Annotated in this window: 26 protein-coding genes; 11 read left to right on the forward strand and 15 right to left on the reverse strand. The window is 66.3% G+C overall.

From position 1 onward, the window contains the following. The 3 genes from ACYVGE_RS13150 to ACYVGE_RS13160 form a co-directional block, all read left to right on the forward strand. Positions 1 to 517, forward strand: a 517-nt coding sequence (locus ACYVGE_RS13150) for an SDR family NAD(P)-dependent oxidoreductase (RefSeq protein WP_460727676.1), incomplete at its 5' end; no start/stop codon positions are given. A gap of 59 nt (positions 518 to 576) precedes the next feature. Beyond that, the gene (locus ACYVGE_RS13155) at positions 577 to 813 is read left to right on the forward strand and encodes a tautomerase family protein (RefSeq protein ID WP_460730588.1); all 237 of its coding nucleotides are present in this window, start codon (positions 577 to 579) and stop codon (positions 811 to 813) included. A gap of 217 nt (positions 814 to 1,030) precedes the next feature. Further along, on the forward strand, positions 1,031 to 1,339 hold the full coding sequence (locus ACYVGE_RS13160) for a DUF2249 domain-containing protein (protein ID WP_460730589.1): 309 nt from the start codon (positions 1,031 to 1,033) through the stop codon (positions 1,337 to 1,339). 64 nt (positions 1,340 to 1,403) lie between these two features. Here the strand turns inward: ACYVGE_RS13160 and ACYVGE_RS13165 are convergent, their stop codons facing one another. From ACYVGE_RS13165 to ACYVGE_RS13210, 10 genes are all read right to left on the reverse strand, one after another. Then, positions 1,404 to 2,495 carry a PLP-dependent cysteine synthase family protein gene (locus ACYVGE_RS13165; protein WP_460730590.1) on the reverse strand — a complete coding sequence of 364 codons (1,092 nt, stop codon included), beginning with the start codon at positions 2,493 to 2,495 and terminating at the stop codon, positions 1,404 to 1,406. A gap of 11 nt (positions 2,496 to 2,506) precedes the next feature. Beyond that, positions 2,507 to 4,462, reverse strand: a complete 1,956-nt coding sequence (locus tag ACYVGE_RS13170) for a pyridoxal phosphate-dependent decarboxylase family protein (RefSeq protein WP_460730591.1) — start codon at positions 4,460 to 4,462, stop codon at positions 2,507 to 2,509. A 2-nt stretch (positions 4,463 to 4,464) separates the two neighbouring features. Next, entirely contained in the window at positions 4,465 to 5,151 is a 687-nt protein-coding gene (locus ACYVGE_RS13175; RefSeq protein WP_460730592.1) for an alternative oxidase, read from the reverse strand. Between the two features lie 113 nt (positions 5,152 to 5,264). Beyond that, positions 5,265 to 5,666, reverse strand: a complete 402-nt coding sequence (locus tag ACYVGE_RS13180) for a SirB2 family protein (RefSeq protein ID WP_460730593.1) — start codon at positions 5,664 to 5,666, stop codon at positions 5,265 to 5,267. Further along, the gene (locus tag ACYVGE_RS13185; RefSeq protein ID WP_460730594.1) at positions 5,663 to 6,892 is read right to left on the reverse strand and encodes an NnrS family protein; all 1,230 of its coding nucleotides are present in this window, start codon (positions 6,890 to 6,892) and stop codon (positions 5,663 to 5,665) included. The genes ACYVGE_RS13180 and ACYVGE_RS13185 overlap by 4 nt, the downstream gene beginning before the upstream one ends. A 144-nt stretch (positions 6,893 to 7,036) precedes the next feature. Then, on the reverse strand, positions 7,037 to 9,364 hold the full coding sequence (locus ACYVGE_RS13190) for a nitric-oxide reductase large subunit (protein ID WP_310053152.1): 2,328 nt from the start codon (positions 9,362 to 9,364) through the stop codon (positions 7,037 to 7,039). Between the two features lie 210 nt (positions 9,365 to 9,574). Then, a complete protein-coding gene (locus ACYVGE_RS13195; RefSeq protein WP_460730595.1) occupies positions 9,575 to 10,339 on the reverse strand; it encodes a helix-turn-helix domain-containing protein in 765 nt (254 codons plus the stop codon). Positions 10,340 to 10,361: 22 nt separating this feature from the next. Next, a complete protein-coding gene (gene hemN / locus ACYVGE_RS13200) occupies positions 10,362 to 11,762 on the reverse strand; it encodes an oxygen-independent coproporphyrinogen III oxidase (protein ID WP_460730596.1) in 1,401 nt (466 codons plus the stop codon). Between the two features lie 86 nt (positions 11,763 to 11,848). Further along, positions 11,849 to 12,055, reverse strand: coding sequence for a twin transmembrane helix small protein (locus ACYVGE_RS13205; RefSeq protein ID WP_460730597.1), 207 nt, complete (start codon positions 12,053 to 12,055; stop codon positions 11,849 to 11,851). After that, entirely contained in the window at positions 12,052 to 12,414 is a 363-nt protein-coding gene (locus ACYVGE_RS13210) for a hypothetical protein (protein ID WP_460730598.1), read from the reverse strand. The genes ACYVGE_RS13205 and ACYVGE_RS13210 overlap by 4 nt, the downstream gene beginning before the upstream one ends. A gap of 135 nt (positions 12,415 to 12,549) precedes the next feature. Here ACYVGE_RS13210 and ACYVGE_RS13215 point away from each other — a divergent pair, with 135 nt between their 5' ends. Then, positions 12,550 to 13,959 carry an aminotransferase-like domain-containing protein gene (locus ACYVGE_RS13215; RefSeq protein WP_460730599.1) on the forward strand — a complete coding sequence of 470 codons (1,410 nt, stop codon included), beginning with the start codon at positions 12,550 to 12,552 and terminating at the stop codon, positions 13,957 to 13,959. Positions 13,960 to 14,017: 58 nt separating this feature from the next. On the opposite strand, the gene ACYVGE_RS13220 is transcribed toward ACYVGE_RS13215, so the two are convergent. Both ACYVGE_RS13220 and ACYVGE_RS13225 read right to left on the reverse strand, forming a co-directional pair. After that, a complete protein-coding gene (locus ACYVGE_RS13220) occupies positions 14,018 to 14,455 on the reverse strand; it encodes an FHA domain-containing protein (RefSeq protein WP_460730600.1) in 438 nt (145 codons plus the stop codon). Positions 14,456 to 14,577: 122 nt separating this feature from the next. Further along, the gene (locus tag ACYVGE_RS13225) at positions 14,578 to 14,946 is read right to left on the reverse strand and encodes a DUF2188 domain-containing protein (RefSeq protein WP_460730601.1); all 369 of its coding nucleotides are present in this window, start codon (positions 14,944 to 14,946) and stop codon (positions 14,578 to 14,580) included. A 281-nt stretch (positions 14,947 to 15,227) separates the two neighbouring features. Between ACYVGE_RS13225 and ACYVGE_RS13230 the strand changes: the two genes are divergently transcribed. Next, a complete protein-coding gene (locus ACYVGE_RS13230) occupies positions 15,228 to 16,220 on the forward strand; it encodes an aldo/keto reductase (RefSeq protein WP_460730602.1) in 993 nt (330 codons plus the stop codon). A 176-nt stretch (positions 16,221 to 16,396) separates the two neighbouring features. Continuing rightward, on the forward strand, positions 16,397 to 17,302 hold the full coding sequence (locus ACYVGE_RS13235; protein ID WP_460730603.1) for a diguanylate cyclase domain-containing protein: 906 nt from the start codon (positions 16,397 to 16,399) through the stop codon (positions 17,300 to 17,302). Positions 17,303 to 17,338: 36 nt separating this feature from the next. Here ACYVGE_RS13235 and ACYVGE_RS13240 read toward each other — a convergent pair whose 3' ends face one another. Next, positions 17,339 to 17,656: a hypothetical protein gene (locus tag ACYVGE_RS13240; RefSeq protein WP_460730604.1), complete on the reverse strand. Its 318-nt coding sequence runs from the start codon at positions 17,654 to 17,656 to the stop codon at positions 17,339 to 17,341. On the opposite strand from ACYVGE_RS13240, the gene ACYVGE_RS13245 reads away from it, so the two are divergent. The 4 genes from ACYVGE_RS13245 to ACYVGE_RS13260 all read left to right on the forward strand — a co-directional run bounded on the left by ACYVGE_RS13245 (position 17,633) and on the right by ACYVGE_RS13260 (position 22,267). Beyond that, positions 17,633 to 18,679, forward strand: a complete 1,047-nt coding sequence (locus tag ACYVGE_RS13245; protein WP_460730605.1) for a BON domain-containing protein — start codon at positions 17,633 to 17,635, stop codon at positions 18,677 to 18,679. The genes ACYVGE_RS13240 and ACYVGE_RS13245 overlap by 24 nt on opposite strands. A 139-nt stretch (positions 18,680 to 18,818) precedes the next feature. Beyond that, the gene (locus ACYVGE_RS13250) at positions 18,819 to 19,244 is read left to right on the forward strand and encodes a CopL family metal-binding regulatory protein (RefSeq protein WP_460730606.1); all 426 of its coding nucleotides are present in this window, start codon (positions 18,819 to 18,821) and stop codon (positions 19,242 to 19,244) included. A 123-nt stretch (positions 19,245 to 19,367) separates the two neighbouring features. Further along, entirely contained in the window at positions 19,368 to 21,233 is a 1,866-nt protein-coding gene (locus ACYVGE_RS13255; RefSeq protein WP_460730607.1) for a copper resistance system multicopper oxidase, read from the forward strand. Positions 21,234 to 21,469: 236 nt separating this feature from the next. Then, a complete protein-coding gene (locus ACYVGE_RS13260) occupies positions 21,470 to 22,267 on the forward strand; it encodes a copper resistance protein B (protein WP_460730608.1) in 798 nt (265 codons plus the stop codon). Positions 22,268 to 22,300: 33 nt separating this feature from the next. On the opposite strand, the gene ACYVGE_RS13265 is transcribed toward ACYVGE_RS13260, so the two are convergent. After that, the gene (locus ACYVGE_RS13265) at positions 22,301 to 24,373 is read right to left on the reverse strand and encodes a mechanosensitive ion channel family protein (RefSeq protein WP_460730609.1); all 2,073 of its coding nucleotides are present in this window, start codon (positions 24,371 to 24,373) and stop codon (positions 22,301 to 22,303) included. Between the two features lie 71 nt (positions 24,374 to 24,444). Here ACYVGE_RS13265 and ACYVGE_RS13270 point away from each other — a divergent pair, with 71 nt between their 5' ends. Continuing rightward, on the forward strand, positions 24,445 to 24,894 hold the full coding sequence (locus ACYVGE_RS13270; protein ID WP_460730610.1) for an ion channel: 450 nt from the start codon (positions 24,445 to 24,447) through the stop codon (positions 24,892 to 24,894). A gap of 31 nt (positions 24,895 to 24,925) precedes the next feature. Here the strand turns inward: ACYVGE_RS13270 and ACYVGE_RS13275 are convergent, their stop codons facing one another. Beyond that, complete coding sequence (locus tag ACYVGE_RS13275) at positions 24,926 to 26,032, reverse strand: AI-2E family transporter (protein ID WP_460730611.1); 1,107 nt, start codon at positions 26,030 to 26,032, stop codon at positions 24,926 to 24,928. Between the last annotated feature and the right edge of the window lie 287 nt (positions 26,033 to 26,319).

Consider the following 26,319-nt stretch of genomic DNA (forward strand, 5'->3'; position numbering starts at 1 on the left):
CGAAGGCGTGGCCAAGTTCGGCCGCATCGACACCCTGGTGAACAACGCCGGCGTCTTCACTGCCAAGCCGTTCACCGCTTTCACCGCCGAAGACTACGCGGCCAACATCGGCGTCAACCTCACCGGCTTCTTCAACATCACCCAGGCCGCCGTGGCCGAGATGGAAAAGCAGGGCAGCGGCCACGTCGTCAGCATCACCACCAGCCTGGTCGACCATCCCGTCGACGGTGTGCCGTCGGTGCTGGCGTCGCTGACCAAGGGTGGCCTCAACGCCGCGACGAAGTCGCTGGCCATCGAGTACGCCAAGCGCGGCATCCGCGCGAACGCGGTGTCGCCGGGCGTCATCAAGACGCCGATGCACCCGCCGGAGACCCACGGTTTCCTGGCCGCACTGCACCCGGTGGCCCGCATGGGCGAGATCAGCGACATCGTCAATGCCGTGCTCTATCTCGACTCCGCTGGCTTCGTCACCGGCGAGATCCTGCACGTCGACGGCGGCCAGAGCGCCGGTCACTAAGCGCTGGTCAAGTGTGTTCCCGGGGCGTACCACGCCCCGGGTTAACCGGGAGTACAACCATGCCTATGGTCAATGTCCAGATCACGCGTGAAGGAACCAGTCCCGAGCGCGATGCGCCCACGCCGGAAGAGAAGGCGGCGCTGATCAAGGGAATCAGCGAAGTGTTGCTGAACGTCCTCAACAAGCCACTCGATTCGACCTTTGTCGTGATCGAGGAGGTTCCCTTGGATAACTGGGGTTGGGGCGGCTTGCCCGTGCCCGAATTCCGGCGGCAGCGTCAGGCCGGAACGAAGTAGCAGGTCCCGAAGCAGGATGGCCATCCGCTCTGGATGGCCATCCTGTGCCGCGTGCGATTCCCCGGATTCAGTGCCATCGCGCGGGCACATGCACGATCGATCACTCTGCAACCAACGAAGGACACGATCCGCCCGATCCATGCCGGGCATGATCCAGGTCAATGGCAGCCGCAAAGCCGGCCTGCATGCTGGCGACCCCAATTCCGGACGAGCCACCATGATTGCTTCCAACACCCTGGCCCAGCAGGTGCATCCCTTCGACGCGCGCGGCATCGCCAAGCGCTTTCGCCACGCGGCGATCTTCGGTGCACTCGATGCGCTGCAGCCCGGTGAAACGATGCGCTTCGTCAACGACCACGATCCGCTGCCGCTGCTGGCGCAACTGCTGCAGCGTTACGGCGACGCACTCGGCATCCAGTACCGCCAGCGCGAACCGGGCGCGATCGTCATCGATTTCGTCGTAGGCGCCGGCGCCAACGCCGACGACGAAGCGGAGAACTGCGGCTGCTGCGGCAGCTGCGGCTGACGCCTGCGTTTTCGCGCTCGTGCGGGGCAGGGGCCATGCCCGCTGCCTCGCACGCCGTGATGCGTCAGGTGCCCGCGAGTCGGCCCGCGAGCCGTTCGAAAGACGCGGCAGGATCGACGCCCTGCGCGCGCAGCCAGTCGCGGTCGAACAGCGTCTGCTCGTAACGCTCGCCGCGATCGCACAGCAGGCTGACGATGCTGCCGCGCTCGCCACGGGCGCGCATCATCTCCGCCAGTTGCAGACAGGCGACGAAATTGGTGCCGGACGAACCTCCGTAGCGCCGGCCCAGCAGGTCCTCCAGCAGCCACGCGGCGGCGATCGATGCGGTGTCCGCCACTTCGACCACTTCGTCGACGACCTCGAACACGAAGCCCGGCTCGACCCGCGGCCGGCCGATGCCTTCGATCAGCGTCGGCTGCGTGGCGAGCGCGTTGCGATCGCGCGCGCGCCAGCCGTTCACGAAGCCGCTGCCCGCCGGATCGGCCACGCACAACCGCATGTGCAGGCCGCGGTAGCGCAGGTAGCGGCCGATGGTCGCGGAAGTGCCGCCGGTGCCGGCGCCGCACACGATCCACGCGGGTTCCGGATCGGGTTCGCGGCTCATCTGCTGCAGGATGGATTCGGCGATGTTGTTGTTGCCGCGCCAGTCGGTGGCGCGTTCGGCCAGCCCGAACTGGTCGAGGTGGCAGGCGCCGCGCGCGGCGTGCCATGCGGCGCGTGCGTGCACGTCGGCCGGGTTGTCGACCAGGTCGCACACGCCGCCGAGCGCCTCGACATCGCGGATCTTGCGCGGCGCGGTGCAGGCCGGCATCACCGCGGTGAACGGCAAGCCGAGCAGTCGCGCGAACCAGGCTTCGGAAATCGCCGTGCTGCCCGAAGAAGCGTCGACGACGGGCTGTCCGGCCTGCAGGCGGCCATTGCACAGTGCATACAGGAACAACGAGCGGGCGAGGCGATGCTTGAGGCTGCCGGTCGGGTGCGCCGCCTCGTCCTTGAAGTAGAAACCGATGTCGGGGAAACCGGGTAGGTCGATCTTCAACAAATGGGTGTCGGCCGAGCGCGCTGCCTCCTGCTGCAGCTTCGCGAGTGCGGCCAGGCACCAGTCACGCTGGACGTCGTGGTCGGCGAAGACAGTTGCGGTCGCGACAGTAGGCATGTGCATTTCCCTCAGCACAGCGCGCGTACGCGCATGGCCAGGTAATCGAAGTAGCGATCGATGTAGCTGATCCCGTTCTCGCGGTCGATCAGGTACGGGTTCATCAGCGTGTGGCGCAGGATCACCAGGCGGTCAGCGGCATCGTCGAAGGTCGCCGGGTCGAGCCGAAGTTGCGCGGCGATGCGCTGCATTTCGGCCGCGCCGAGGACTTCCGGTCGCAGCGTGGTCATCGAGCCGAAGAACTCCTTCATCTGCAGCGGGCGTTGCGGGTCGCAGCGCAGTTCCTCGTGCAGGCGGCGCACGAAGGCGTTCGCATGGCCGACGTCGCGATTGCCGGCCGGATTCAGTGCGAGGCAGACCAGGTTGCTGTCGGGCGCAAAGGGGACGCAGGCATGGACGCTGTCGGCGAGCTCGGCGGCAAAGCGCTGTGCGCGCTGATGGAAGGCCTCTGCGGCGAGCACTGTCTGCCGGGGCAGCATGCCGAAGTGCGCGTGGTCCAGCGGCAACACGCGATGGGTGACATAGACCGCTGCCGCGGCCGCGCCGGACTTGGAACCCTCCGGAGTGAACTGGCCGAGGCGGCGGTAACGCGCCATGTAGTCGTCCGCGCCTTCGCCGTCGAACACGTAGTCGGCTTCCTCGGCGAGCAGCGCCATCGCGCGGTGGTCGCGGCAGATGAAGGCACCCGCGCCATAGGGCAGGTAGCCGAGCTTGTGCGGATCGACCGTGACCGAATCGGTTCCGCCGAGCGCGGCGAACGCGGCATGCACTTCCGGTTGCGGGAAATGCGCGAAGTCCGCGCCGACTTCGGTGCGACTGCGCAGGCTGCCGTCGGCATTGCGGAACAACGTGGCCAGGTAGCCGCCCCATGCAGCGTCCACGTGGACGCTGAAGTCCAGCCCGCGTGCGTGCATGGTGTCGCGCGCGGCGACCACGCGGTCGACCGGGTCGATCGTGCCGTATTCGGTGGTGCCCAGCACCGCGACCACCATCAACACGGGCTGGCGTTCGCGGAGGCAGCGTTCCAGTGCATCCTGCAATGCCTCCGCGTCGAGCCGCATGTTGCGTTCGGGCAGCAGTTCCAGCTGCGCGCGGCCCAGCCCGAGCAGCTTCAGGCCCTTGCTCCACGAGTAGTGCGCGGTGACCGGCGCAAGCACGCGCGGCGGGCCGAGTCGCGCATGGCGTGCGAAGAAATCGACCAGCCCCAGCGTCTCGATCCGTTCCGCCTGCACGCGCGCACGCCAGGCACGGCGCTGGTCCGCCGGCTGGTTCGCGAGCCAGCGTTGCCAGCGGTCGAGCAGGGCGATGCCAGCGGTGGTGCCGGTGTTGAACGCACTCCAGTCGTCGTCCGGCAGGTCGATGTCCGGAACGCCCGCTGCGCGCAATGCGACCGGGAACGCCTTCAGCGCCAGAGCCAGCCGCAGTGCCTGGTAGTTGGCGAGCGTGCCGCCGGAGGTGAGGTGTCCGAACGCGCAGTCCTCGCGCGCCGGGTCATCGGGATATCCCAGCATGCGCGCGAGTTGCAGGCCGGCGCGCACTTCCATCTCGACAGTGACGGGGGCGGCATCCTCGCTGACGTTGTTGGGGTTGTAGGGAAGGGTCAGCAACTGCGCGGCCAGGCCGGGCAGCAGCAGGTCCGACGCCATGTGGCCGATATAGCGTGGGCTGTGGAACGGAACCGACTTCTTCAGCGCCGCCGACAGCGAATGCAGTTCGCGCCGCATGCGCGCCTCGAACGCCTGGTAGCCGGGCTGCTGCGCCGCACGCGTGGGAATGGCCGGCGGATCTTCCGGATGGAAGTTGCGCCGCCAGTACACGTGGTCGCGCAGGAATTCCACGACCAGCTTTTCCAGCAGCGAGTCGTTCTCGCCGTAGGGGCCGAGGAAGCAGGCATCGAGTGTGCTGCGGTCGAGGGCCTCGGGTGTGTTCACAAGGAAATCGGGCGGAATCGCGAGGGAACTGTTCATCGCTACTGTCCGCCACGGCCCATCGCAAATCGTCCCTGCGCCGGTCGCAACTGGTCGGCGAAGTCATGGTTGACGTCGCGATGGCCGGCTTCGTCGGCACGCACCGCCAGCACCACGTCGCGCAGGCGGGCGTCGGCCGCCAGTTGCCAGTAGTCGCGGGCAATCTTCGGCGCCGGCACGTTCTCGACCCGGCCGCTGTCGATCTCCTCCAGGTACTGGGTATAGCTCACCACAGCTTGTTCCTCGAAATAGCCGACCAGGCGATGCGCGGTACGCGCCGACAGCAGGTACAGCATGAGGAAGAAGGTGAAGAAGCCGGCCTGCGCGACCAGCACCAGCGCGCGCTCCAGCCAGTTCGGACGCGCGATCTCGATGAAGGTCATCAGGTGCATGCGCTCGTTCTCGGCTTCCTCCATCAGCGCGCGGATCCAGCCGTGGTCGTGCTTCATCCAGCGCAGGCAACGCAGGTGGATCAGCGCGGCGCCGACCAAGCCGGGCACCGCGGCCACGGTTTCCAGGACGATGGCACGGTTGCCGTAGCGCTTGGCGAAGAAGGTGTCGGCCAGGAAGCGCAGGCCACGGGTGATGCCGAGCGCAGTGCGGTCGGACCAGTCTCGCGTGCCGTGGTGGGTGTCCAGTTCCACGCTGGCGGGGGTCTGGACGAAGGGGGTGATCAGGGCGGTGTTCATGACGGCCTCGTGGTGCGGCGTTGTTTTCTGCTGCGACAACGCTACGCCGATGGGGCCGGCCGCCCTTGATCTGGGTCAACTCAGGCTGGGCAAAACGCGACGATTCAGCCTGGTCAGCTGAACCAGTAAGTGAACAGGCCCAGCGGATGGTGGGCACGCGCGATCGAGTAGATCGCCAGGTAGGTCACCAGTGCCGCCAGATAGAACCCCAGCCGCCCGCGCCGCGTCTTCGCGCGCTTGAGCGCGAACACGCCCAGCACGATGTAGACGACGACCAGCGTCACCTTCACCGCCAGCCAGCCGTTGGCGAATACCGCGCCGGGCAGGATGGTCAGCAGCATCAGCGCTGCCGTCAGCAGCGCGGTGTCGACGGCGTAGCTGAACCAGCGCACCGGAAGGGCAAGCGGCCAGCGTGCACCGGCCAGCAGGAACGCGCCGCGCAGGGCGAACAGCGAACCGCTCAACAGCGCAACGAAGATGTGGAACTGCCTGATCTGGGGATAGAACTCGATCATCCCGGCTTACCGTCCATGCGAGGCGAAAGATAGATGCGGCCGATCCGTGCCACCCACGGCACCAGCGCCACCAGCCAGCCCACCGCCGCGATGGCCTGCCATTGCATCGGATCGCGCGCGAATTCCGCGCCGATGCGCATCACGGCGACGAGCTGGATCGCGACAAAGGCATACCAGGCCACCTTGGGCATGACCAGCGCGCGCCCGGAGTGGCCCTGCGTCACCCGCGTCACCATCGCTATCAGCACGCTGCCGAAGAAGCCGACGAACAAGGCGTGCGCGGGCGCCCGGCCGAGCGCATACACGCCGGTGAACAGGTAGCCGATGCTTTGCGCCGAATACAGCACGAAGGCGACCGGCAACCAGCCCAGGCCGATGAACAGCACCGTCAACAGCCCCGGTTTCGGACCGCTCGGCCACCAGCGCAGGCACAGCGTCGCCGTAAGTAGGAACAGCGGCACGTCGGCGATCCACAGCCAGGCGTAGGCGTGGGTGAGTTCCAACCCGAGGTGCAGCAGCGCCAGCGCCCACAACGCCCCCAGCAGCCACAGCGGCCGCCACGGCGTGTAGCCCGGCACCGCGTTTCCGGCGAAGAAGGGGAACATGCGGTGCGCGACGGTCACGTATATCGGCAGCAGCAGCCCGAAGCTGCCCAGCTTGATGCTGACGAACGCCCAGATCGGCGGCGCGCCGAGCACGAACGCGACCCATGCGCACAGTCCGAACAGGCCCAGCACCAGCGCGGCGAAACACGAGCGTGCATGCCACGTCGTGCCCTTCTCTTTCCACAGCAGCGGTGCCAGCGTCACCAGCGCCGCGATCCAGCCGCCCAGCGTCATCAGCAGCCCGACCACGATGCCGGCGCTCCAGCCCATCGCACCCAGCAGCGTCATCAGCTGCCCGCCGAACAGTCCGAGTCCGACCGGTACGTACCGCCAGCGTTCGAAGTCGGCCAGCCCCATCCAGCGCGGGAACACCGTCAGCAGGAAGCCGAAGATGAAGCTCGACAGCATCTGGTATTGCATGACAAAGGCATGCAGCCAACCCGCATAGGGCTGCGGTTGCGGCATGGCGAACACCGGCCAGCGCGACGACACCAGCCAGGCGGCCCACCACAGCATCGCCAGCAACACGTTGCTGGCACCGACGAAGAACATCAGCCGGTGCGGGGCCTGTGCCAGCAGTTGCGGCGAAAGGGCCTTGGGGGTTGCTCGCGGTCTGTCCATGCGTGGATTGTCGCGGTCTTGCGGGCGGGATGAGTTGATCCAGGTCAGGCGCCCGGCCGGATCCCGGCGGAACGGACGCGTCTGCGCACGTTCCAAAAAAAAACGGGTGGGGCGAGAACCGCCCCACCCGAGACCAGCCATCACTCAGCTATCGGAATGTTCTATCTCGGCGCCGCCGACCGGCACCGGCTTCGGCGCGACCCACAGCCTGAACACGAACCAGCACAGGGCCAGTGCGCCCACGCTGAACACCGTGTCGCCCGGCACGCGCATCCACACCAGCATGTCGACGATGGGCTTCTGCATGAACTCGGCCGAACGCGCATACGCATAACCGTGTTCGATCGCGGCCAGCAGCTGCATCGTGCCCAGCGGCAGCAGCGTGAATACCGCCATCATTGCCAGGCCGATGTTGAAGCACCAGAAGGCGACCTTCAGCGGGCGCACGTCCCACACCATCTGCCCGCGCAGGCCGCGCATGCAGAACAACACCAGCGCGATGCCGAGCATGCCGTACACGCCGAACAGGGCAGTGTGGCCGTGCAGCGGGGTGAGGTTGAGGCCCTGCATGTAGTACAGCGACAGCGGCGGGTTGATGAGGAAGCCGAACAGGCCCGCGCCCACCAGGTTCCAGAACGAGACCGCGATGAAGAACAGGATCGGCCAGCGGTAGCGCGCCATCCAGGGTGTCGCCTTGCCCAGCTTGTAGGTGTGGTAGGCCTCGAAGCCGATGTAGGCCAGCGGTACCACTTCCAGCGCGCTGAAGCTCGCGCCCAGCGCAACCACGGCCGTCGGCGTGCCGACGAAGTACAGGTGGTGCAGGGTGCCGAGCACGCCGCCGGACATGAAGATGATGGTGGCGAACAGCACCGCCGTCGTTGCCGACTTGGCGTTGACCAGGCCGAGCTTGACGAAGATCAGCGACATCACCGCCGCGGCGAAGACCTCGAAGAATCCCTCCACCCACAGGTGCACCAGCCACCAGCGCCAGTACTCGACCTCGGAGATGTGCGTGTGCTCGCCCCACATCAGCGCCGCGGCGAAGAACAGCCCGATGCAGACGGTGGACAGGAACAGCAGCCCGACGATGGCCTTGGTGTCGCTCTGCGGCCCGCGCAGCACCGGCCAGAGCGCACGCCCGACCAGGGTCAGCCACAACAGCAGCCCGATGAACAGGAACCACTGCCAGAAGCGGCCCATGTCGGCGTATTCCCAGCCCTGGTGGCCGAACCAGAAGTTCAGGTCCAGGCCCAGCTTCTGCATCACCGCCAGCCACTGGCCCGCGAACGAGCCGACCACGATCACCAGCAGGCACACCCACAGGAAGTTCACGCCCAGGCGCTGGAACTTCGGCTCATGCCCGCTCAATGCCGGCGCGATGTACAAGCCGGTGGCGAGCCATGCCACCGCGATCCAGAGCACCGCCAATTGGGTATGCCAGGTGCGCGTGATCGAGTACGGAAGGATGTTCGACAGATTGAAGCCGTAGGCGACCTGGCCCTCGACCTGGTAGTGCGCGGTCATCGCGCCGAGCAGGATCTGCACCAGGAACAGTGCCAGCACGACCCAGAAGTACTTCGCCGTGGCGCGCATCGATGGCGTGATCCGCAGCGCGGCGAGAGGATCGGTCGCAGGTAGCTTCACCGGGCCTTCCTCGCCGTGCGTGCGGGCATGGTGCCAGCCGAGCAGGCCAATGCCCGCGATCAGGAACAGCACGCTGAAGGCCGACCACAGCCACAACGGCGCGGCCGGCGTGTTGCCGACCAGCGGCTCGCTCGGCCAGTTGTTGGTGTAGGTCACCTGCTTGTCGGGAACGCCGGCCTGGTTGGGCACCATCGCGTCGCCGGGCTCGCGCGGGCGTTCGGTGGTGGCGGCCCATGCCGTCCACCAGAAGAACGCGGTGAGTGCACGGCGGTGTTCCGCATCGGGCACCGTGTCGTTCTTCATCGCGTAGGCCTCGCGCAGCTTCTGCGTGGCCGGGTCGTTGCCGAACAGGCTCTCGTAGTGCGCGGCCACGTTCGACAAGGCGGCAACGCGATCGTCCGGCAGCGTGATCGTGCCGTTCGCCGCGTTGTAGGTGTTGGTGCGCATCATTTCCTGCAGGCGGCCGCGCAGCCCGGCCTGCTGTTCCGCCGACAGCTGCTCGTAGGTCGCCGCGCTGTCGTCGGCGCGCGCCCACAGGTCGAGGACGCCTACTGCTTCGCGATGCAGCCAGTCCGCGCTCCAGTCGGGTGCGACGTAGGCACCGTGGCCCCAGATCGAGCCCAGCTGCATGCCGCCCATCGACTGCCAGACCTGGCGGCCGCGCTCGATGTCGGCCTTGGTGTAGATGACCTGTCCACTTTCGCTCACCACGCGTTCGGGTACGGGCGGGGCGGTGCGGAAGATCTCCGTTCCGGCCCACAGCAATACGCCGAACGAGACGATGAGCAGGGCCGCGAGGCCCAGCCACAACTTTCTCGTGCTGCTCATGACATTTCTCCCATTGCGTGGCGGGAATGGTCCGCCTGGTTGCAGGGAACTGCCTTGATACAAATCAAGCTGTGGACCGCGTCGCAGTCAGTGAGGCGCGGCAAGTGGGCGGCGCACGCAGGCATGCCGACAGGCAGCGGCGCAGAAAGCGCCGCCGAGCTTATGTGGCAGTTGGTTAAGGCTTGGCGACGATTGGCCGATCCGGGGATATCAACCCCGCAGGATCGGCGCCGCCAGCGCTTCCAGGGCATCACGCCCGGTCAGTTCGAGCTCGCGCCGCTCCACGTGCAGCAATCCTTCTTCCTGGAACCGGCGCAGCACCCGGCTGACCGTTTCCGGCGCCAGGCGCAGGTAGTTGGCGATATCCGTGCGCGCCATCGTCAGCTGGAAGCGGTTGGGCGAGAAGCCGCGCGCCGCGAGCCGCCGTGACAGGCCGATCAGGAACGCCGCCATGCGCTGGTCCGCCGACCAGTCGCCCGCGAGCAGCGCGGCGCGGCCGATGTCGCGGCTGAGGAGGCGGAACAACTGGCGCTGCAGGCCCGGCAGTTTCGCCGCGAGCACCGCGATCTTCGGGAACGAGAAGCGGCACAGCATCACCGTGTCCAATGCGATCGCGTTGCACGGATAGTGGTCGCCGTCGATCGCGTTCAAGCCGATGACCTCGCCGGGAAGATGGAAGCCGAGCACATGCTCGTGCCCGTCGCGATCGATCACGTAGGTCTTCACCGTGCCCGCGCGGACCGCGGCGATGGCTTCGAACGGATCGCCTTCGCGGAAGATGTGCTCGCCGGCATGGAAGGGGCCGATGTGCTCCACCAGCACGTGCAGGTCCATCAGCGAGCGCTTGTCCATGCCTTCGGCGAGGCAGGCTTGCGAGAACGCGCAGGTCGAGCAGAAGGTGAGCGTGTCGCCGTCGTCCGACAGCGTGGTCGCATCGTTGCGCGGGAAAGCCACCTGGTTCACGCAGGGCTCCATGTGTGACTTGGCTTGGACCGGCTCAGATCGCGCGCGAGAAGCGCGGGGCGGCCACGGTGGCAGGCTGTTCGAGATAGCGGTCGAAGCACATGGCAATGTTACGCAAGAGCAGCCGCCCGCGCGAGGTGACCGTGATCCGGTCCGGATCGATCCTGACCAGGCCGTCCTCGGCCAGGGGCCGCAGTTTGTCGAACGACTGGGCGAAGTACTCGGCGAAATCGATCCCGTAACGCCGCTCGAGCGCGCGTACCGGCACCTCGCCCTGGCACATCAGCTCCTGGATCAGGTCCGCGCGCAGCTGGTCGTCCTCATCCAGGCGCATGCCGCGGAATACCGGCAGACGGCCTTCATCGAGTGCGATCTGCCAGCTCGGCAGGTCGCGCGGGTTCTGGCTGAAGCTGTCGCCGATGTGGCTGATCGCGCTCACGCCCAGGCCGATGAGGTCGCTGTCGGCGTGGGTGGTGTAGCCCATGAAGTTGCGATGCAGGCCGCCGCGCGCCTGCGCGATCGCGAGATCGTCGTCGGGCAGCGCGAAATGATCCATGCCGATGTACACGTAACCCGCGGCGGTCAGTTTCGTGATCGCCAGCTGCAACAGCATGAGTTTGGTTTCCGCGTCCGGCAGATCGTCGGCATTGAGCTGCCGCTGTGGCTTGAACAACTGCGGCATGTGCGCATAGCTGTACACCGCGATGCGGTCGGGCCGCATGTCCGTGACGATGTCGAGCGTGCGCGCGAAGCCGTCGGGAGTCTGCTTCGGCAGCCCGTAGATCAGGTCCACGTTGACCGAACGGAAGCCGGTCGCGCGGCATGCATCGACCACGGCGCGGGTTTCTTCCACGCTCTGGATGCGGTTCACCGCTTCCTGCACCGCCGGATCGAAGTCCTGCACGCCGAAACTCGCGCGATTGAAGCCGGTGGCTGCCAGCTCGAGGATGTCCGCGGGCGAAACGAAGCGCGGATCCAGCTCGATCGAGATGTCGCGCTCGCGCGAGTCGGAAAAGCGGAACTGGCTGCGCAGCGTGTCCACGACCTCGCGCAACTGCCCCGGCGAGAGGAAGTTGGGCGTGCCACCGCCGAAATGAAGCTGGATCACCTCGCGGTCGCGATCGAACATCTGCGCGGTGAGCGCGACCTCGCGGTACAGGCGCGCCAGGTAGGACTCGCCGCGCGCCTTGTCGCGGGTGATGATGCGGTTGCAGCCGCAGTAGAAGCAGGGGCTCGTGCAGAACGGCACGTGTACGTACAGCGAGAGCCGTCGCGGGATCGGATCGCCGTTGCTCGCGGTGGCCGCATCGCGCAGCTCCGCCTCGCCGAAGCCCGCGTGGAACTGCGGCGCGGTCGGATAGGACGTGTAGCGCGGCCCGGGCCGGTCGTAGCGGCGCAGCAGCTCGGGGTCGAAAGCCATGGTGTCGGTTGCCATGGCTCGCACGTTAGGAGTGCGTCGGGAGGCGCGCCTTGACTGAGGTCAAATGTGTTCCCTGTTCATGCATTCCGGGCGCGCGATCCTCAGGACCCGACCCCGTGGGGTTCGATGAACCCGGTCGCGATCCCGACCGCTACCAGCAGGATGAGCACCACCGACAGCGCGATGCGCTTGGTCAGCGCATTCACCGTGCGCTTGGTCGTACCCATGTCGACCAGCATGTAATACAGCCCGGCACCCAGGTTGTAGAGGATCAAACCGAGGAAGGCGACGATCACCAGCGTTTTCATGACAGCGCACCCGTGGCCGTGTCGGCCGCAGTGGAGGAAGGGGGACGAACACGCAGGCGGCGCAGCCAGCGCCAGCGCACTACCAGCGCCACCGTGATCACCCCCAGGAACAGGCCGTACGACACCGAGCTCGCCAGCACCTGCTGCCACATGTGGCCGAACGAACGGTCGGCGTTGGCCATGCTCCAGTACATGCCGGCAGCGGCCGCCGTCACGGCCAGCAGCAGGCTGGTCGCATCGAACAGCGTGCGCGCCCAGCCGCGGGGTGCGCGGGGGTATTTCCAGAACAGCACGGCCAGGATCGTGAACCAGGGGAGGAACAGGATCAGCGCCAGGTTCAGCTCGACCTGCGGATTCATCGGGCATCGGCGGGAATGGGGGAGGTGCCGCCATGCTAGGCCGACCGGATCAGTCGTCCTAGAATCACAATCGAGGAAAAAAACCATATCAGTCAGGCCGACGCCCGGTCCGGCTCCCGCTCGCAGGACGCCCCGATGAAGCGCTACCAGGCCCTGGCCGACGACATCGCCCGCTCCATCCGCGCCGGCCTGCTCAAGCCCGGCGAGCGCCTGCCGTCCGTGCGCCAAGCCAGCGCCGCCCGCAAGCTCAGCCCCGCCACGATCTTCCAGGCGTACTACCTGCTGGAAGCGCAGGGCCTGGTCGAATCGCGGGCCCGCTCCGGCTATTACGTCACCCGCACCGCCGCCGCGCTGCCGCCGGAACCCGAAACCGCGTCCCGTCCCGACGGCGAATCCCGCGCCGTCGACGTCAGCGAACTCGTCTTCGAGATCCTGGAATCGGCGATGCACCGCGACGTCGTCCCGCTCGGCTCCGCCTTCATGAGTCCGACGCACTTTCCACTCGACCGCGTCGGTCGCGCCATGGCCACGGCCGCGCTGCACCTCGACCCGTGGAGCACCGTCGACGACCTCACGCCCGGCAGTGCCGCGCTGCGCCGGCAGATCGCGCTGCGGTACCTGATCGACGGCATGGACGTCAGCATCGACGAGATCGTCATCACCAACGGCGCGCTCGAAGCCCTCAACCTGTGCATCGCCGCCGTGACCCGGCCCGGCGACGCAGTGCTGGTGGAATCGCCGTGCTTCTACGCCTGCCTGCAATCGCTCGAACGCAGCGGCCTGCGTGCGATCGAGGTGCCCACGCATCCGCGCGATGGCATCGACCTGGATGCACTCGAAGCGGCCATTGCGCGCCACGGCCCGCGCGCCTGCTGGTTGATGCCGACGTTCCAGAACCCGCTCGGCAGCACGATGCCGGAGGAACGCAAACGCGCCCTCGTCGAGCTGCTGGCGCGCCACGACATCCCCTTGCTCGAGGACGACGTCTACGCCGAACTGCATTACGGCCCCAGGCGTGCGTTGCCCGCCAAGGCGTTCGACCGCGACGGACGGGTCATGCACTGCTCGTCGTTCTCGAAAAGCCTGGCCCCCGGCTACCGCATCGGCTGGGTGGCCGCCGGCCGCCACGCCAAGGACATCGCCCGTCGCAAGCTCACGTCCACCCTCAACACGAATGTGCCTGCGCAGATCGCGCTCGCGCGCTATCTCGAACGCGGCGGCTTCGACCGCCACCTGCGCCGCCTGCGCCGTCTACTGGCCGAACAGCAGGCGCGCTACATCGCCGCGATTGCCGAGGCGTTTCCGCCGGGCACGCGCGTCACCCGTCCAGCGGGCGGCTATTTCCTGTGGCTGGAACTTCCCGAAGGTGTCGACGCGCTGCGCGTGCAGCGCCGGGCTGCGTCCGCAGGCATCAGCCTCGCGCCCGGACCGATGTTCTCGGCGAGCCGCGGCTTCGGCAATTGCCTGCGGCTCAACTGCGGGCATCCGCTGGATGCGCGGATCGAAGCGGCGTTGGGGGAACTGGGAATGCTGGCGCGAGGCTAGCTGGCGCGAAGCTAGCTGGTGCGAAGCTGGCTGGCGCGACGCTGGCCGCGCGATGGCGCTAGCGCGGCCAGCGTGCCGCAAGCGCGACGAGGGCGGCGGCGATCGCCACGCCCGCGACCACCCACGGCCATCGGCGATGCGGGGGGGGCGTTCTGGCGGGAAGGTCGGCGGCCTGTCGCGCCGAACGTGGCACGGCGCTGATGCGGAAGCGCAACTGGTCGAATGCGATCTCGTCGCCGACACGGGCGATGCCTGTTCCGACCCGCTGCCCATTGAGGAAGCTGCCATTCGAAGACCCGAGGTCTTCGATTTCCACCCCGTACTCGCGCGGACGCAACCGCGCATGGCGGCGCGAAACTCCCGCACTGTCCAGGGAGATGTCGCACTCCGGCGCACGTCCGACCGTAGTCGGGGCGAGGAGGTGGTAAGTGCGTCCGAAGACGATGCCGGCGACACCGCGCAGCACGTACTCCGGGTCCGATGGCAAGTTGCTCATGGCGGTCTTGGGAACGGGGAACGTCGTCGGGCCGGGAGGCTAGCACGCGGCCACGGGTAACGCTCTCCGCCAGGGTTCCCGGGCCAGAGGGGCAGGGTTTGCTGACGCCGGGTTAGCCCGGGTTACTGCCGGGGGAAGCTGGAAGGATCACCGCTGGAAGAATCAATGGATGCCACTTCCTGCTGGCCAAACGTGAGCGCGTTGCGCCAGCGTCCGTCCTGCTCGACTTTGACGCCCGATGGCTGGCCCTTGTCGTCGAAGTTGTTTTCCGCCGCCCGCACCGCCGCCCTGAGGGCATCGAGCTTCGTGTCGTACACCAGCGGGCGCGGCTGGTTCTCGAAGAGGATGTTCCACTTGTCGTACGCAAACGGGGCGACGTAATACCAGAACACGGGGGAGATCTCGTACGGCGTTGTTGGAGGCGATGCTATCCACGCCTGGGTGAAGGCCATGCAGCGAAAATCCTCTTGGCGTTCGCCGGAGCGCTCCATGATTCAGCTCTCCGTTAGCCGCGCCGCTTTTTTGAATAACTGAACACGCGGGTACGGCCACTCCGCGCGTGTCGGGAGGCGCGACGATATGGCTTGGCCGTGACGACAACCGGCGTCGCTGCTTCGATGCGCAGCACGAGTACGACCTTGTCGAAGTGAAATGACGTTCGACACCCGCGGCGCGCGCATCACCATCCCGGGACCTTCGTCGGAGTAGGCTCGCGTGATGCTGGTTTTGCAGTGCGGACGTCGTCCGCCAAGCGCAAGCGCCGGAGACAGACATGCAGAAGCGCAAGCTGGGCAACAGCAACCTGGAGGTCTCGGCCATCGGCCTGGGCTGCATGGGCATGAGCTTCGGCTACGGCCCGGCCGGCGACGAACAGGACATGATCGGCGTGATCCGCTCGGCCGTGGATCTCGGCGTGACGTTCTTCGACACCGCCGAGATCTATGGCCCGTACACGAACGAGCAGCTGGTGGGAAAAGCGCTCGCGCCCGTTCGTGGCCAGGTCGTGATCGCCACCAAGTTCGGGTTCGAGATCGATGCCAGCGGGCAACGCGGCACTGGCCTCGACAGTCGGCCCGAGCACATCAGGGAAGTCGCCGAGGCCTCGCTCAAGCGGATGGGCATCGACACCATCGACCTTTTCTACCAGCACCGTGTCGATCCGAACGTTCCGATCGAAGACGTCGCGGGAGCAGTCAAGGACCTGATCCAGCAGGGCAAGGTCAGGCACTTCGGTTTGTCGGAAGCGGGAGCGCAGACGATACGGCGTGCCCATGCGGTGCAGCCCGTCACTGCATTGCAGAGCGAGTACTCGCTGTGGTGGAGGGAGCCCGAAACCAAGGTCATGCCCACACTGGAGGAGCTCGGAATCGGCTTCGTCCCCTTCAGTCCCTTGGGCAAGGGTTTCCTCACGGGCAAGATCGACGAGAACACCACGTTCGACAGCAGCGACTTCCGCAACACCGTTCCGCGCTTCGCGCCGGAAGCGCGCAAGGCCAACCAGGCGCTGGTCGATCTGATCGGCCGCCTGGCGGAGCGCAAGCACGCGACGCCGGCGCAGATCGCGCTCGCTTGGCTGCTCGCGCAGAAGCCGTGGATCGTTCCGATCCCCGGCACGACCAAGCTGCACCGCCTGCGGGAGAACGTCGCTGCGGCCTCGGTCGAACTCACCGGGAGCGATCTCTTTGACCTCGAAAGTGCGGCGTCCCGGATTACCGTCGAGGGCGCCCGCTACTCGGAAAACGCGGAGCGCATGATCGATCGCTGACACATCCTTCACGGCGAGCCCTTCACAGCGCGGCGACAAAACGCGCTGCGCCTTTGTGGCGGCCTGTTTGTCCGGTTGCGCTGGCATTGAGCTGAACATTCATTTTTGTTCGGTGCCTTTCACATTCCCATTGCCGCCTTGAGGAAAGCATAAGGAAACTGATCGGAGCCAGTCACATGGATGATCGGGCACTCTTGCAGGCATTGCTGGACAGTCCCAGCAGGCACGCGATCATGGTCACCAATCTAGACGGTGGGATCCTCCTCTGGAACCACGGTGCGGAACGCATCTTCGGTTATTCGACAGAGGAAATCGTCGGCACGAGCGCCGAGCGACTGTTCGAGCCGGACGACCAAAAGGAGGGCATTCCTCACAAGGAAATGGCGATGGCGAGCAAGGACGGCTGCGCGGGGGACTTCCGCTGGCATGTCCGCAAGGACGGGACCGCGTTCTGGGCCGATGGAATGATGTATCCGGTGCGTCTCGACGGGGCCGACGTCGGCTATATGAAGATCCTCCGCGACGCGACCGCCCAGAAACTGCGCGAGGATGAGCACGAGCGCATGGCGTTCGTGGATGCGCTCACCGGACTGCCAAACCGGGCCGAGTTCGATCGTCGTCTCGTCGACATGATCGGCTCGGCACAGAGGCACGGCGAGCTGCTGGTCCTGCACCTGGTCGATGTCGACCATTTCAAGGAAGTGAACGATTCCCTGGGGCATCCGGCCGGAGACGCACTCCTCGTCGAAGTGGCGCACCGCATGCACGGCCTGCTGCGAACGACCGATCACCTTGCCCGCCTGGGTGGCGATGAGTTCGCGATCCTGCAGCCCGGGGGGCATAGCCTGGATGATGCGATCGTTGTTGCCCGGAAACTGCTGGAACGCCTTGCGCTCCCCGTCGACATCGCGGGCTCCCAGGCCCATGTGTCGGTCAGCATCGGAATCAGCGCCTATCCGACCGACGCCATGCAGATGGAGCATCTGATGCGCAACGCCGATATCGCGCTGTACCAGGCGAAAGCGGCCGGGCGCAATCAGTACAAGGTCTACGAGACGAGGCAGAAGCGCCGGCCCGTATAGGAAGCGATTGGGCGCTTGGCCCGCATCGCAACGTATTCATGCATCGGGCGCCGGATTCGCACAGGCCGATGACGCGTTCATGCCGCTCGCGCGTTGCGCGATGAGCCTTTTCATCTTCGTCGCATGGCAGGCACGCGCGCATAACGGTGCGATTGTCATTTTGCATTTCGGATCGGCGGCGAACCTGCGGTCGTTCCGGCTAGAGGAGGCTTCGGAATGCGTGAATCGAACATCGGGCATGAACTGAAAGACATGGCGCAGGAAGTCGTGCGCTTTGGCGAGCGATGCGTACAGGCGGGTCGCGATTGGCTGAATGAGAGGAGAGATGAAATGAACAACCGCAATGACGACCATGATCGCGAGCGTCGGCCCGGCCAGTACGGCCAGGCTCGTACGCGATACGAGCATGGCGATCAGTCGGAGAGCGGCCGCACCCGGCAGCAGGCGCAGGGCCAGGGGACGACTGGCCGCGGCGAGTATTACGGAGGCTCCCAGTTCTCCGAGCGCGCGCAAGGTGCCGGTTGGGACGAGGAGCGTGGCAGCTGGGACTACGAAGGTGGGCCGGAACGCTACAGCGCCGCTGGCTACAGCGAGGGCACTGAACAGGCACAACGGGAGCAGGCATTTCGAAGCCAGGCAGACCGCCAGTCGGCCGGACGCTCGCCCTACGGTAGCCAGCGTGAGTACGGCAGCCAGGCAAGGGGCGGCAGCGATTACTACCGTGGCCGTCAGGGTCATGGCGCGCAGGGATCGTATGGCAGCGAATACAACACGTATGGCCGCAACCAGAGCTACGGCGAGGGGGCGGGCTACACGCGCTCGAGCCAGCCTCGCAGCCAGCAGGGAAGCCAGTGGAGCGGCAGCCAGGGCTATCGCAGCCCGCTGCAATCGGGCAGCCAGGATTATCTCGATGAGGGCGAGATGTCGGGTTATGGCAGGGCGGGTTCGCCGCAATACGGCAGCGCGTCAGCTCGCTACGGCACGGCGCCGGGCCAGTACCGCTACGGCGTGTATGGCCACGGCTATCGCGGTGTCGGGCCGAAGAACTACACGCGCTCGGATGCACGCCTGACCGAAGACATCAACGAACGCCTCACCGACGACGACGACCTCGATCCCAGCGAGATCATGGTCCGCGTGGCGGACGGCAAGGTCACGCTGGAGGGTCATGTCGACCAGCGCTGGATGAAACATCGCGCGGAAGACATTGCCGACGCATGCACTGGCGTGAAGGAAGTCGACAACCGCATCCAGGTCACATCGGGCAGCAGGCCGGAACCAGACGCTGGCACGCGAGGCCTGGGCGCCCGCCCATCGCAGACGACAGGCACCACAACCGGCACACCGGGCGGGACGGGCGGAACCACGCCGCATTGACGTTTGCATCCATGCACGCCGGCGAAACCGCGGGCGCGTGGAAGCGCATCGATGGACTGTAGCGACTTCCCACGGGACCTCTCTCCCGCCAGGAGCTGGTCGGGAGAGAGGGGAGGCGGCCGTGGGTTAAAGTACGCACATGCCCGTCCGTGCCGTGCTCCTGCGATTGCTGCTGTGCCTGACCCTCGTGCTGAACGGGGTAACGGCGGCTGTTGCCGGGACCCACGTGCAGCCAATGGCCCTCGAGCGGAACGCTACGCTGCACGCGGCGTCTTCCGTGTCGGAAGCGGGGGGCATGCCATGCCATCACCACCCGCAGGCAGGCGCATCCCACGCCGCGCCGATGGCGGCGTCTGCTGAAACGACCGACAAGGCCACGCACGCCGTTCGGGATTGCTGCAAATCGGGCAGTTGCCGGTGCGACTGCGTGCAGCATGCGCAGGCGGCCGTTCCCGTGGCGTTGTCTGCGCCAGTCCGGTTCGCACACACGGAGCTCGCGCGTCATGTGTCGCCGGTGCATGCGTCCCCGGTGATATCCCGCCTGATACGACCTCCGATCGTTTAGGCGTTGCCGGCGCCGTCGCGCGCCGCTTTCCGCTGCGCCGCGTTCGCGTGCCACGCAACGTGCCGCAGGCATGGCATCGACGCCGCGCGTCGATCGCCTCCTTGACGTTTGTTCGGAGCTTTCATGTCTTCTGATTCTTTCGGCCGCAACGGCTTGTCCATGCCGTCGCGTCGCCGCTTCGTACAGGGCCTGGCCGCCGGTGGCGCGGCCGCGGGCCTGGGCCTGTGGCCCAGGGCCAGTTGGGCATTGACATCGCCGGGTCAGGCGAACGTGCTGTCAGGTACCGAATTCGATCTCGTCATTGGCGAGACCCCGGCGAACTTCACCGGGCACACGCGCACGGCGATCGCCGTCAACGGCTCGATTCCCGCGCCCCTGTTGCGCTGGAAGGAGGGCACGACGGTGAACCTGCGTGTCACCAACGCATTGCCCGCCGGCTCGGTCCACGGCCACGAAGCCTCGATCCACTGGCACGGCATCCTGCTGCCCGCGAACATGGATGGCGTACCCGGCCTGAGCTTCGGCGGGATCCATCGCGGCGAGACCTACCACTACCGGTTCACCGTGCGCCAGGGCGGCACGTACTGGTACCACAGCCACTCGGGCTACCAGGAGCAGGCCGGGCTGTACGGCCCACTGGTGATCGATCCGATCGACCCGGCGCCGTTCGCGTACGACCGCGACTACGTGGTGATGCTCACCGACTGGACGGACATGGATCCGGCGGCGCTGTTCTCGCGGCTGAAGAAGATGTCGGGCTACGACAATCACTCCAGGCGCACCGTCGGCGACTTCATGCGCGACGCCCGCAGCAACGGGCTCGCCGCCACGATCGACGACCGCAGGATGTGGGGCGAAATGCGCATGACGCCGACCGATCTGTCGGACATCAACGCGAACACCTACACCTATCTCATGAACGGCACGACTTCGCTGGGCAACTGGACCGGGTTGTTCCGCACCGGCGAGAAGGTCCGCCTGCGTTTCATCAACGGGTCGTCGATGACGCACTTCGACGTGCGCATTCCCGGCCTGAAGATGACCGTGGTCGCCGCCGATGGCCAATACGTGCATCCGGTGACGGTCGATGAATTCCGCATCGCCACCGCGGAAACCTTCGACGTGGTCGTCGCGCCGAGCGGGCAGGACGCGTTCACCATCTTCGCGCAGGACATGGGACGTACCGGCCATGTCAGCGGCACGCTGGCCGTGCGCGAAGGCCTGCGCGCGCCGGTGCCCGCAGTGGATCCGCGCCCGATACTGACCATGGCCGACATGGGGCACGGCCGGATGGACCACGGCATGAAGGGCCACGACATGAAGGGCATGGAAGGCGGGTGCGGCGCGGCCATGGGCATGCCCGGCATGGACGGTCACGACATGTCGAAGATGCAGGGCCACGACATGTCGTCGATGGGCAGCGGCAGCGGCTCGATGGCAGGCATGAACCATGGTGCGGGTGGCATGCAGCAGCACCCGGCGAGCGAAGACGGTAATCCGCTGGTCGACATGCAGACCATGGCGCCCGTGCCCAGGCTCGACGATCCCGGCATCGGCCTGCGCGACAACGGTCGCAAGGTGCTCAGTTACGCGATGCTGAAAAGCACATTCGACGATCCGGACGGGCGCGACCCCGGGCGCGATGTCGAGCTCCACCTCACGGGGCACATGGAGCGCTTCGCCTGGGGCTTCAATGGCCAGAAATTCTCGGAAGTCGAGCCGCTGCGTTTCAATTACGGCGAACGCCTGCGCATCGTGCTCGTCAACGACACGATGATGACGCATCCCATCCACCTGCACGGCATGTGGAGCGACCTGGAAGACGAGCAGGGCAACTTCCTCGTGCGCAAACACACCATCGACATGCCTCCCGGAAGCCGGCGCAGTTATCGCGTGCGTGCCGATGCGCTGGGCAGCTGGGCTTACCACTGCCACCTGCTGTTCCACATGGAGGCGGGGATGATGCGCGAAGTGAGGGTGGTCGAATGAAGGCGTACCTCCTTCTCTTTGCGTCGCTCGTTGCGGGCTGGTTGCCGTCGTTCGGCGCCAGCGCCCAGGAGCACTCCCGGCACCCGATGCCGATGCCGCACTCGCAGCATCAGCCCGAGCCCAATAGAAAAACGACAAGCCCGGAACCAGCTACGCCGGAGGAAGCGACACCGCGGCCCGAAGTCGCTGCGCCGGATCATTCGGAGCCGGACCACGCGGCCATGGATCACGCGGCCATGGGGCACACCATGCCGGAGCCGGCGCCCGAGGAAGCCATCGATCACGCGGCGATGGGTCACTCCATGCCTCCGGCAACGGATCAACCGATCACCCCCATCCCGGTGCTGACCGACGCGGACCGCGCTGCGGCACTGCCACCACCGAACGCCCATCCCGTGCACGACAACTCGATCCAGAGCTTCGTGCTCTTCAATCGCCTCGAAGCATTCGATGCCGATGCAGGCACGGGACTGGAATGGCAAGGGCAGGCCTGGTTCGGGACGGACATCAACAAGCTGTGGCTGCGCAGCGAGGGCGAACGTGTTGAAGGAGAAACCGAAGCCGCGGACCTGGAGCTGATGTACGGGCGCTCGGTTTCGCGCTGGTGGGACGTGGTGGCGGGCATTCGCCACGACTTCAAACCCGGCCCGTCGCAGGACTTCGTCGCCCTCGGTGTGATGGGCCTGGCGCCGTACAAGTTCGAAGTGGACGCCACGGCATACATCGGCAGCTCCGGACAGACCAGTGCGCGCCTGGAAGCCGAGTACGAAGCATTGCTGACCAACCGCCTTGTGCTGCAGCCGCTGCTTGAACTCAACCTCCATGGGCAGGACGACGAGCGTCGCCGGATCGGTTCCGGGTTGAGTCGTGCCGAAGCCGGTGTGCGCCTTCGCTATGAGGTCACCCGGCAGTTCGCGCCGTACGTGGGCCTGGTCCGCGAGTGGACGTTCGGGCGCACGGCGGATTTCCGTCGCGAAGACGGCGAAGCCGTCAACGACACCCGGATTGTCGCGGGGGCACGCATCTGGTTCTGAGGTGCATGACAGCGGAGTAGCGCGCCTGCGGATTCAGCGCAGCGGCGGCGGCGCGAGCCGGATGCCGGCTTCCTCGAATGCGCTGAGCACCATCTGGCGCAGGTCGCTGGCGATGCGTCGCTGGTCGATGCCGGGACGCAGCTCGATCCAGTAATGCAGCACGAAGCGCAGGCCATTGTCGGCGAACTCGTCCAGCAGCACGGTGGGTTCATGCGATTCCGCGAGCTGGCCGTGACGCGCGGCGGTGGCGCACATCGTGTCGACCACCGTGCGCGGATCGGATGCGCCATCGACGACGACGGCGAGGGCCTGGCGGCTCAGGCGCGAGCGGAAGGTCACGTTCTTGACGTTCTGTTCCATCAGTGCCGAGTTCGGAATCAGCGTTTCGGCGCCGTCGGCGTCACGCACCACCGAAGTACGCAGGTCGATGTCGACCACGGTGCCGCGCAGCCCCTCCACTTCGATTACATCACCGAGGCGGAACGGCCGTTCCACCAGCACCAGCACGCCGCTGATCAGGTTCTTGATCAGGTTCTGCATGCCGAAGCCGATGCCGATCGCGACGGCGCCGCCGATGAAGGCGAAGGCCGCAAGGGGAATGCCCGCAAGGGCCAGGCTGATCAGTACAGAGGCCGCGATCAGCAGGGCCAGTATCCAGCGCCGTGTCAGGCGCGCGCTGCCTTCGTCGACGCTGCGGCGCGTGACCAGCCAGTGTTCGCCCCAGCGCGTGAGGCGAAACGCCGCCCAGAGGGTGAGGACCAGCAGCAGAGGGGCCTTGACCACCTTGCCGACGGTGACACCGCGCGGCACGGTGGTCTTGCGGCCGTCCACCTCGAGGGTCTGGTTGACGGTGAACAGCTCGAAATTCCATCCGCGCACGATCCATGCGCGGACACTCGCGACGGCCAGCTTCGCGCGATCGCTCCAGCTGGACATCCCTATGCGTTGGTCGAAATCGTCGCGCAGGCGTTCGAGCAGGTCGTTGGTTTGGCTCTCGTCGAATATCGCCGCCTGCACCAGTGCCAGGCGTTGCTCGTACAGCGCGCGGAGGGCGCGGCGCTCTTCGGCCTCGGGTGAGGTCGGCGGGATCGTGGGGTCGGGGGCCATGGAGCCGAGCTGGATACGGATCTGTTCCGACAGGGCAGTCAGGAACTCGCGACGGCGCTTGAGCCGGTCGAACAGCGCGGGCGCTTCCTCGCGCACTTCCACGGCTGCGCTGGTATCGCGATCGCGGTGATAGCGCAGCGTGACCTGCCAGGCGATCTGCTCGGTGGCGACATTGCTGAGTGCTTCACGTGCCATTTCGGTGTCGAGATCGGCATTGGCCAGTTGTTCCGTCAGCAGCTTGTTGCGTGCCGCGGAGGGGAGCGCAGGAGTTTGCTGCAGTTCGGTGCGGATGCGTTCACGCGTGGCCGCCGCGGCGGCCAGGCGCCGGCGCAGCTCGTTGGCGCGAACGCGCAGGCGCTGGTCGATCGCGGCCGTATCGCGCGCAGTGACCTTCACCGATCCGCGTTGTGTCGCGGTGGCCAGGCGACTGGCGAGCATTCCGCGCTGGCGGATCCAGGCAGTCTGCTGCGCGTCGATCAAGCGCCGCATCACGTCGATCTCGGCGATGGCCGATTCGGTCAGTTCGGTCTCAAGTTTGGCGATCTCGAGTTTTTCACCCGCACCGCCAGCGTCGACCAGCGCACGCTGGGTGGCAATGCGATCGACCAGCTGCGTGGCGATAGCGCTGCGTTCCTGCACCAGGATGGTCCGGCGACGCTCACCGCCAGCCAGCGTGGCGTCGAGTTGCTGCAGGTCGCGACGAAGGTCGTCCAGGGCCAACAGCGTGTCGGGCGGAGGCGGTGCGGTGGTATCGGTCTGTTCGGCCAGGCGTGCGATCTCGGATCGCGCGCGCTCCAGGTCCTGCCTCCGCTCGAGCGACGCCAGCAACTGCCGGCGCAGGAAATCGGCACGGTCCTCGGTGAGCGAATCCGATGGCGGCCCCAACGTCGCACGCAATGCCTGGGCACGGGCCGCGAGCGATCCCTGCGCCACCACCGTGCATGTAGCGCAGAGCGCCAGGACGGCCACCAGCACCTGCAGGAGGCATCGGCGCGTCATGCCGCCTCCGCCTGTCGAGGCCAGCACAGGCCTGTTATCGTGCGGTCACCGGGAAGCATCGGATCGACGCCATGATTCTGATCATCTCCGTTGGACTGGCCGTGATGATTGCCTGCTTGGCGGTCCAGATAGCGTCCGTCCTGGGTGTGGTTCACTACTACGCCAAGGTCGCGCGGAAGCCGATGGGGGATCGGCCACTTCTTTCAGTGTTCCGCCAGCTCGCGTCGATCATGAGCATGCTGCTGGTTTCCAGCCTGATACAGATGGCCAGTTGGGCCGCGCTGTACCTGTGGTTGAACCAGTTCGGCGACTTCCAGACGGCCATCTATTTTTCGGGTGTCACCTTCACGTCATTGGGTTATGGCGACCTGACCCTCGTGGGCAGGGTCCGCATCCTCTCGGCGATGGAAGCGGCTGACGGTCTCATGATGTTCGGCGTCACCTCCGCGATCTTCATGCTCGTCCTGCAACATTCCATCACCCGCTGGCATGGGACCAGGGTGGGCTCCGAAAAGGAGTGAGGCGCGACCAGCAGGCCGAGCCGGGAGTGGCCTAGGTTGGGGGAGTGTCAGGTTGGCTTGCCCGAGCTGGCGAATGGTCCTCGACCCATTGCCAGAACAGTATGTACCCGATGCCCAGCACCACCGGACCGATGAAAAGCCCGAGCAGGCCACCGACGATCATTCCGCCAAGCGCACCAATCAGCACGACCGGCATCGGCACCTCGACGCCACGCCCCAGCAGCAGCGGCTTCAGTACGTTGTCTGAAAGGCCGGCCAGGAAGATGTAGATGGCCAACACGATGTTCCCCACCGATGCATCCCGCGTGGCGAAGACGTAGATGATCACCGGAATGGTGACCAGCGTGACAGGCACTTGCATGATGCCCAGCAGCAGCACTGCGAGTATCAGCAGAGGGGCGCCCGGCACGTCCAGCAGTACGAGACCCACCCCGATCAGCACGGCCTGGATGAACGCAATGCCAATCACGCCCTGCGCCACCGCGCGTACCGTGGCCGTGCACAGGGCAACGATCGGCGGTCCACGCACGGGGCCAACCAGTGCAGAGGCGATGCGGACCGCGCTCTCGGTTCCGCGCGCACCGAACGCCATGATGATCCCGGTGATCGGCAGGGCCGCCATGAAGAGCAGGAAACCGGTGGCGAAGCCCGCCACGGTGCCGAGCAGCTTGAGCAGTTTGGGCTTGAACTGCGGGCCCAGTTTTTCCATGGCCGCGTGCGGGTCGTTTGCAACCTGTTGCCAGGCCTCGTGCAACCGCGGCCCGATGATCGGCAAATCATTGACCGACGGCCACGGGGCCGGGATCTGGATCTTGTTGCCCTTGAGCGTCTCCATGGTGTCCAGGGACGACGTCACCAGCGACATGCAGAGCAGGTACGCCGGCACCGCCAGGAGCAGCGCAACCACGAGGGTGATCAGCGTCGCCGTCAGGCCGTCCTTGTTGCCCAGCTTGGGTCTCAGCTTCAGATGCAGCGGATACAGCGTGATCGCCAGGATGACGGACCACAGCATCAGGCTCAGGAAGGGCTGGAACACCCGGAAGCAGAAGGCCAGCAGCAGCGCGATCAGGCCGACCCGGAGCAGGACGTCGAGCAGAGTCTGGGACCAGGGTTGATCCGTATTTGGACCAGGCAGCATGTCGCGTCTCCCCGGGCCCGTCGGATAGGACGGGCCCGATTGTCGTTGGAGCCCATGCGCGACTCTCGTCCGGTACGTCGCACAGGGGCACACCCTGCAGCTGACCATGTAGAGCCGTTACGGCTCGTCTTGCCGATAGCACGCAGGAACGGTTGCCTGGCCGGATGCGCGCCAGACACGCTGGCGGACGTCGCCATCCTCCCGCTCCCGCGGTGGTAGGGACAATTGGCCCTTGGGCCAACAGTCGGGGTCGGGAGGAGGGGCGATACGCTGGCTCCTGGCCGAGC

The sequence above is a fragment of the Lysobacter rhizosphaerae genome (assembly GCF_054779795.1).

What these genes read in the sequence shown, in the direction of transcription:
- ACYVGE_RS13160 (WP_460730589.1), top strand. Translation starts at nt 1,031, where the DNA reads ATGATTGCTTCCAACACCCTGGCCCAGCAGGTGCATCCCTTCGACGCG.
- ACYVGE_RS13220 (WP_460730600.1), bottom strand. Translation starts at nt 14,455, where the DNA reads ATGAGCAACTTGCCATCGGACCCGGAGTACGTGCTGCGCGGTGTCGCC.
- ACYVGE_RS13190 (WP_310053152.1), bottom strand. Translation starts at nt 9,364, where the DNA reads ATGAGCAGCACGAGAAAGTTGTGGCTGGGCCTCGCGGCCCTGCTCATC.
- ACYVGE_RS13170 (WP_460730591.1), bottom strand. Translation starts at nt 4,462, where the DNA reads ATGAACAGTTCCCTCGCGATTCCGCCCGATTTCCTTGTGAACACACCC.
- ACYVGE_RS13165 (WP_460730590.1), bottom strand. Translation starts at nt 2,495, where the DNA reads ATGCCTACTGTCGCGACCGCAACTGTCTTCGCCGACCACGACGTCCAG.
- ACYVGE_RS13175 (WP_460730592.1), bottom strand. Translation starts at nt 5,151, where the DNA reads ATGAACACCGCCCTGATCACCCCCTTCGTCCAGACCCCCGCCAGCGTG.
- ACYVGE_RS13255 (WP_460730607.1), top strand. Translation starts at nt 19,368, where the DNA reads ATGTCTTCTGATTCTTTCGGCCGCAACGGCTTGTCCATGCCGTCGCGT.
- ACYVGE_RS13180 (WP_460730593.1), bottom strand. Translation starts at nt 5,666, where the DNA reads ATGATCGAGTTCTATCCCCAGATCAGGCAGTTCCACATCTTCGTTGCG.
- ACYVGE_RS13240 (WP_460730604.1), bottom strand. Translation starts at nt 17,656, where the DNA reads ATGGTCGTCATTGCGGTTGTTCATTTCATCTCTCCTCTCATTCAGCCA.
- ACYVGE_RS13250 (WP_460730606.1), top strand. Translation starts at nt 18,819, where the DNA reads ATGCCCGTCCGTGCCGTGCTCCTGCGATTGCTGCTGTGCCTGACCCTC.
- hemN (WP_460730596.1), bottom strand. Translation starts at nt 11,762, where the DNA reads ATGGCAACCGACACCATGGCTTTCGACCCCGAGCTGCTGCGCCGCTAC.
- ACYVGE_RS13235 (WP_460730603.1), top strand. Translation starts at nt 16,397, where the DNA reads ATGGATGATCGGGCACTCTTGCAGGCATTGCTGGACAGTCCCAGCAGG.
- ACYVGE_RS13215 (WP_460730599.1), top strand. Translation starts at nt 12,550, where the DNA reads ATGAAGCGCTACCAGGCCCTGGCCGACGACATCGCCCGCTCCATCCGC.
- ACYVGE_RS13155 (WP_460730588.1), top strand. Translation starts at nt 577, where the DNA reads ATGCCTATGGTCAATGTCCAGATCACGCGTGAAGGAACCAGTCCCGAG.
- ACYVGE_RS13245 (WP_460730605.1), top strand. Translation starts at nt 17,633, where the DNA reads ATGAACAACCGCAATGACGACCATGATCGCGAGCGTCGGCCCGGCCAG.
- ACYVGE_RS13205 (WP_460730597.1), bottom strand. Translation starts at nt 12,055, where the DNA reads ATGAAAACGCTGGTGATCGTCGCCTTCCTCGGTTTGATCCTCTACAAC.
- ACYVGE_RS13270 (WP_460730610.1), top strand. Translation starts at nt 24,445, where the DNA reads ATGATTCTGATCATCTCCGTTGGACTGGCCGTGATGATTGCCTGCTTG.
- ACYVGE_RS13185 (WP_460730594.1), bottom strand. Translation starts at nt 6,892, where the DNA reads ATGGACAGACCGCGAGCAACCCCCAAGGCCCTTTCGCCGCAACTGCTG.
- ACYVGE_RS13260 (WP_460730608.1), top strand. Translation starts at nt 21,470, where the DNA reads ATGGGGCACACCATGCCGGAGCCGGCGCCCGAGGAAGCCATCGATCAC.
- ACYVGE_RS13210 (WP_460730598.1), bottom strand. Translation starts at nt 12,414, where the DNA reads ATGAATCCGCAGGTCGAGCTGAACCTGGCGCTGATCCTGTTCCTCCCC.
- ACYVGE_RS13275 (WP_460730611.1), bottom strand. Translation starts at nt 26,032, where the DNA reads ATGCTGCCTGGTCCAAATACGGATCAACCCTGGTCCCAGACTCTGCTC.
- ACYVGE_RS13195 (WP_460730595.1), bottom strand. Translation starts at nt 10,339, where the DNA reads ATGGAGCCCTGCGTGAACCAGGTGGCTTTCCCGCGCAACGATGCGACC.
- ACYVGE_RS13225 (WP_460730601.1), bottom strand. Translation starts at nt 14,946, where the DNA reads ATGGAGCGCTCCGGCGAACGCCAAGAGGATTTTCGCTGCATGGCCTTC.
- ACYVGE_RS13265 (WP_460730609.1), bottom strand. Translation starts at nt 24,373, where the DNA reads ATGACGCGCCGATGCCTCCTGCAGGTGCTGGTGGCCGTCCTGGCGCTC.
- ACYVGE_RS13230 (WP_460730602.1), top strand. Translation starts at nt 15,228, where the DNA reads ATGCAGAAGCGCAAGCTGGGCAACAGCAACCTGGAGGTCTCGGCCATC.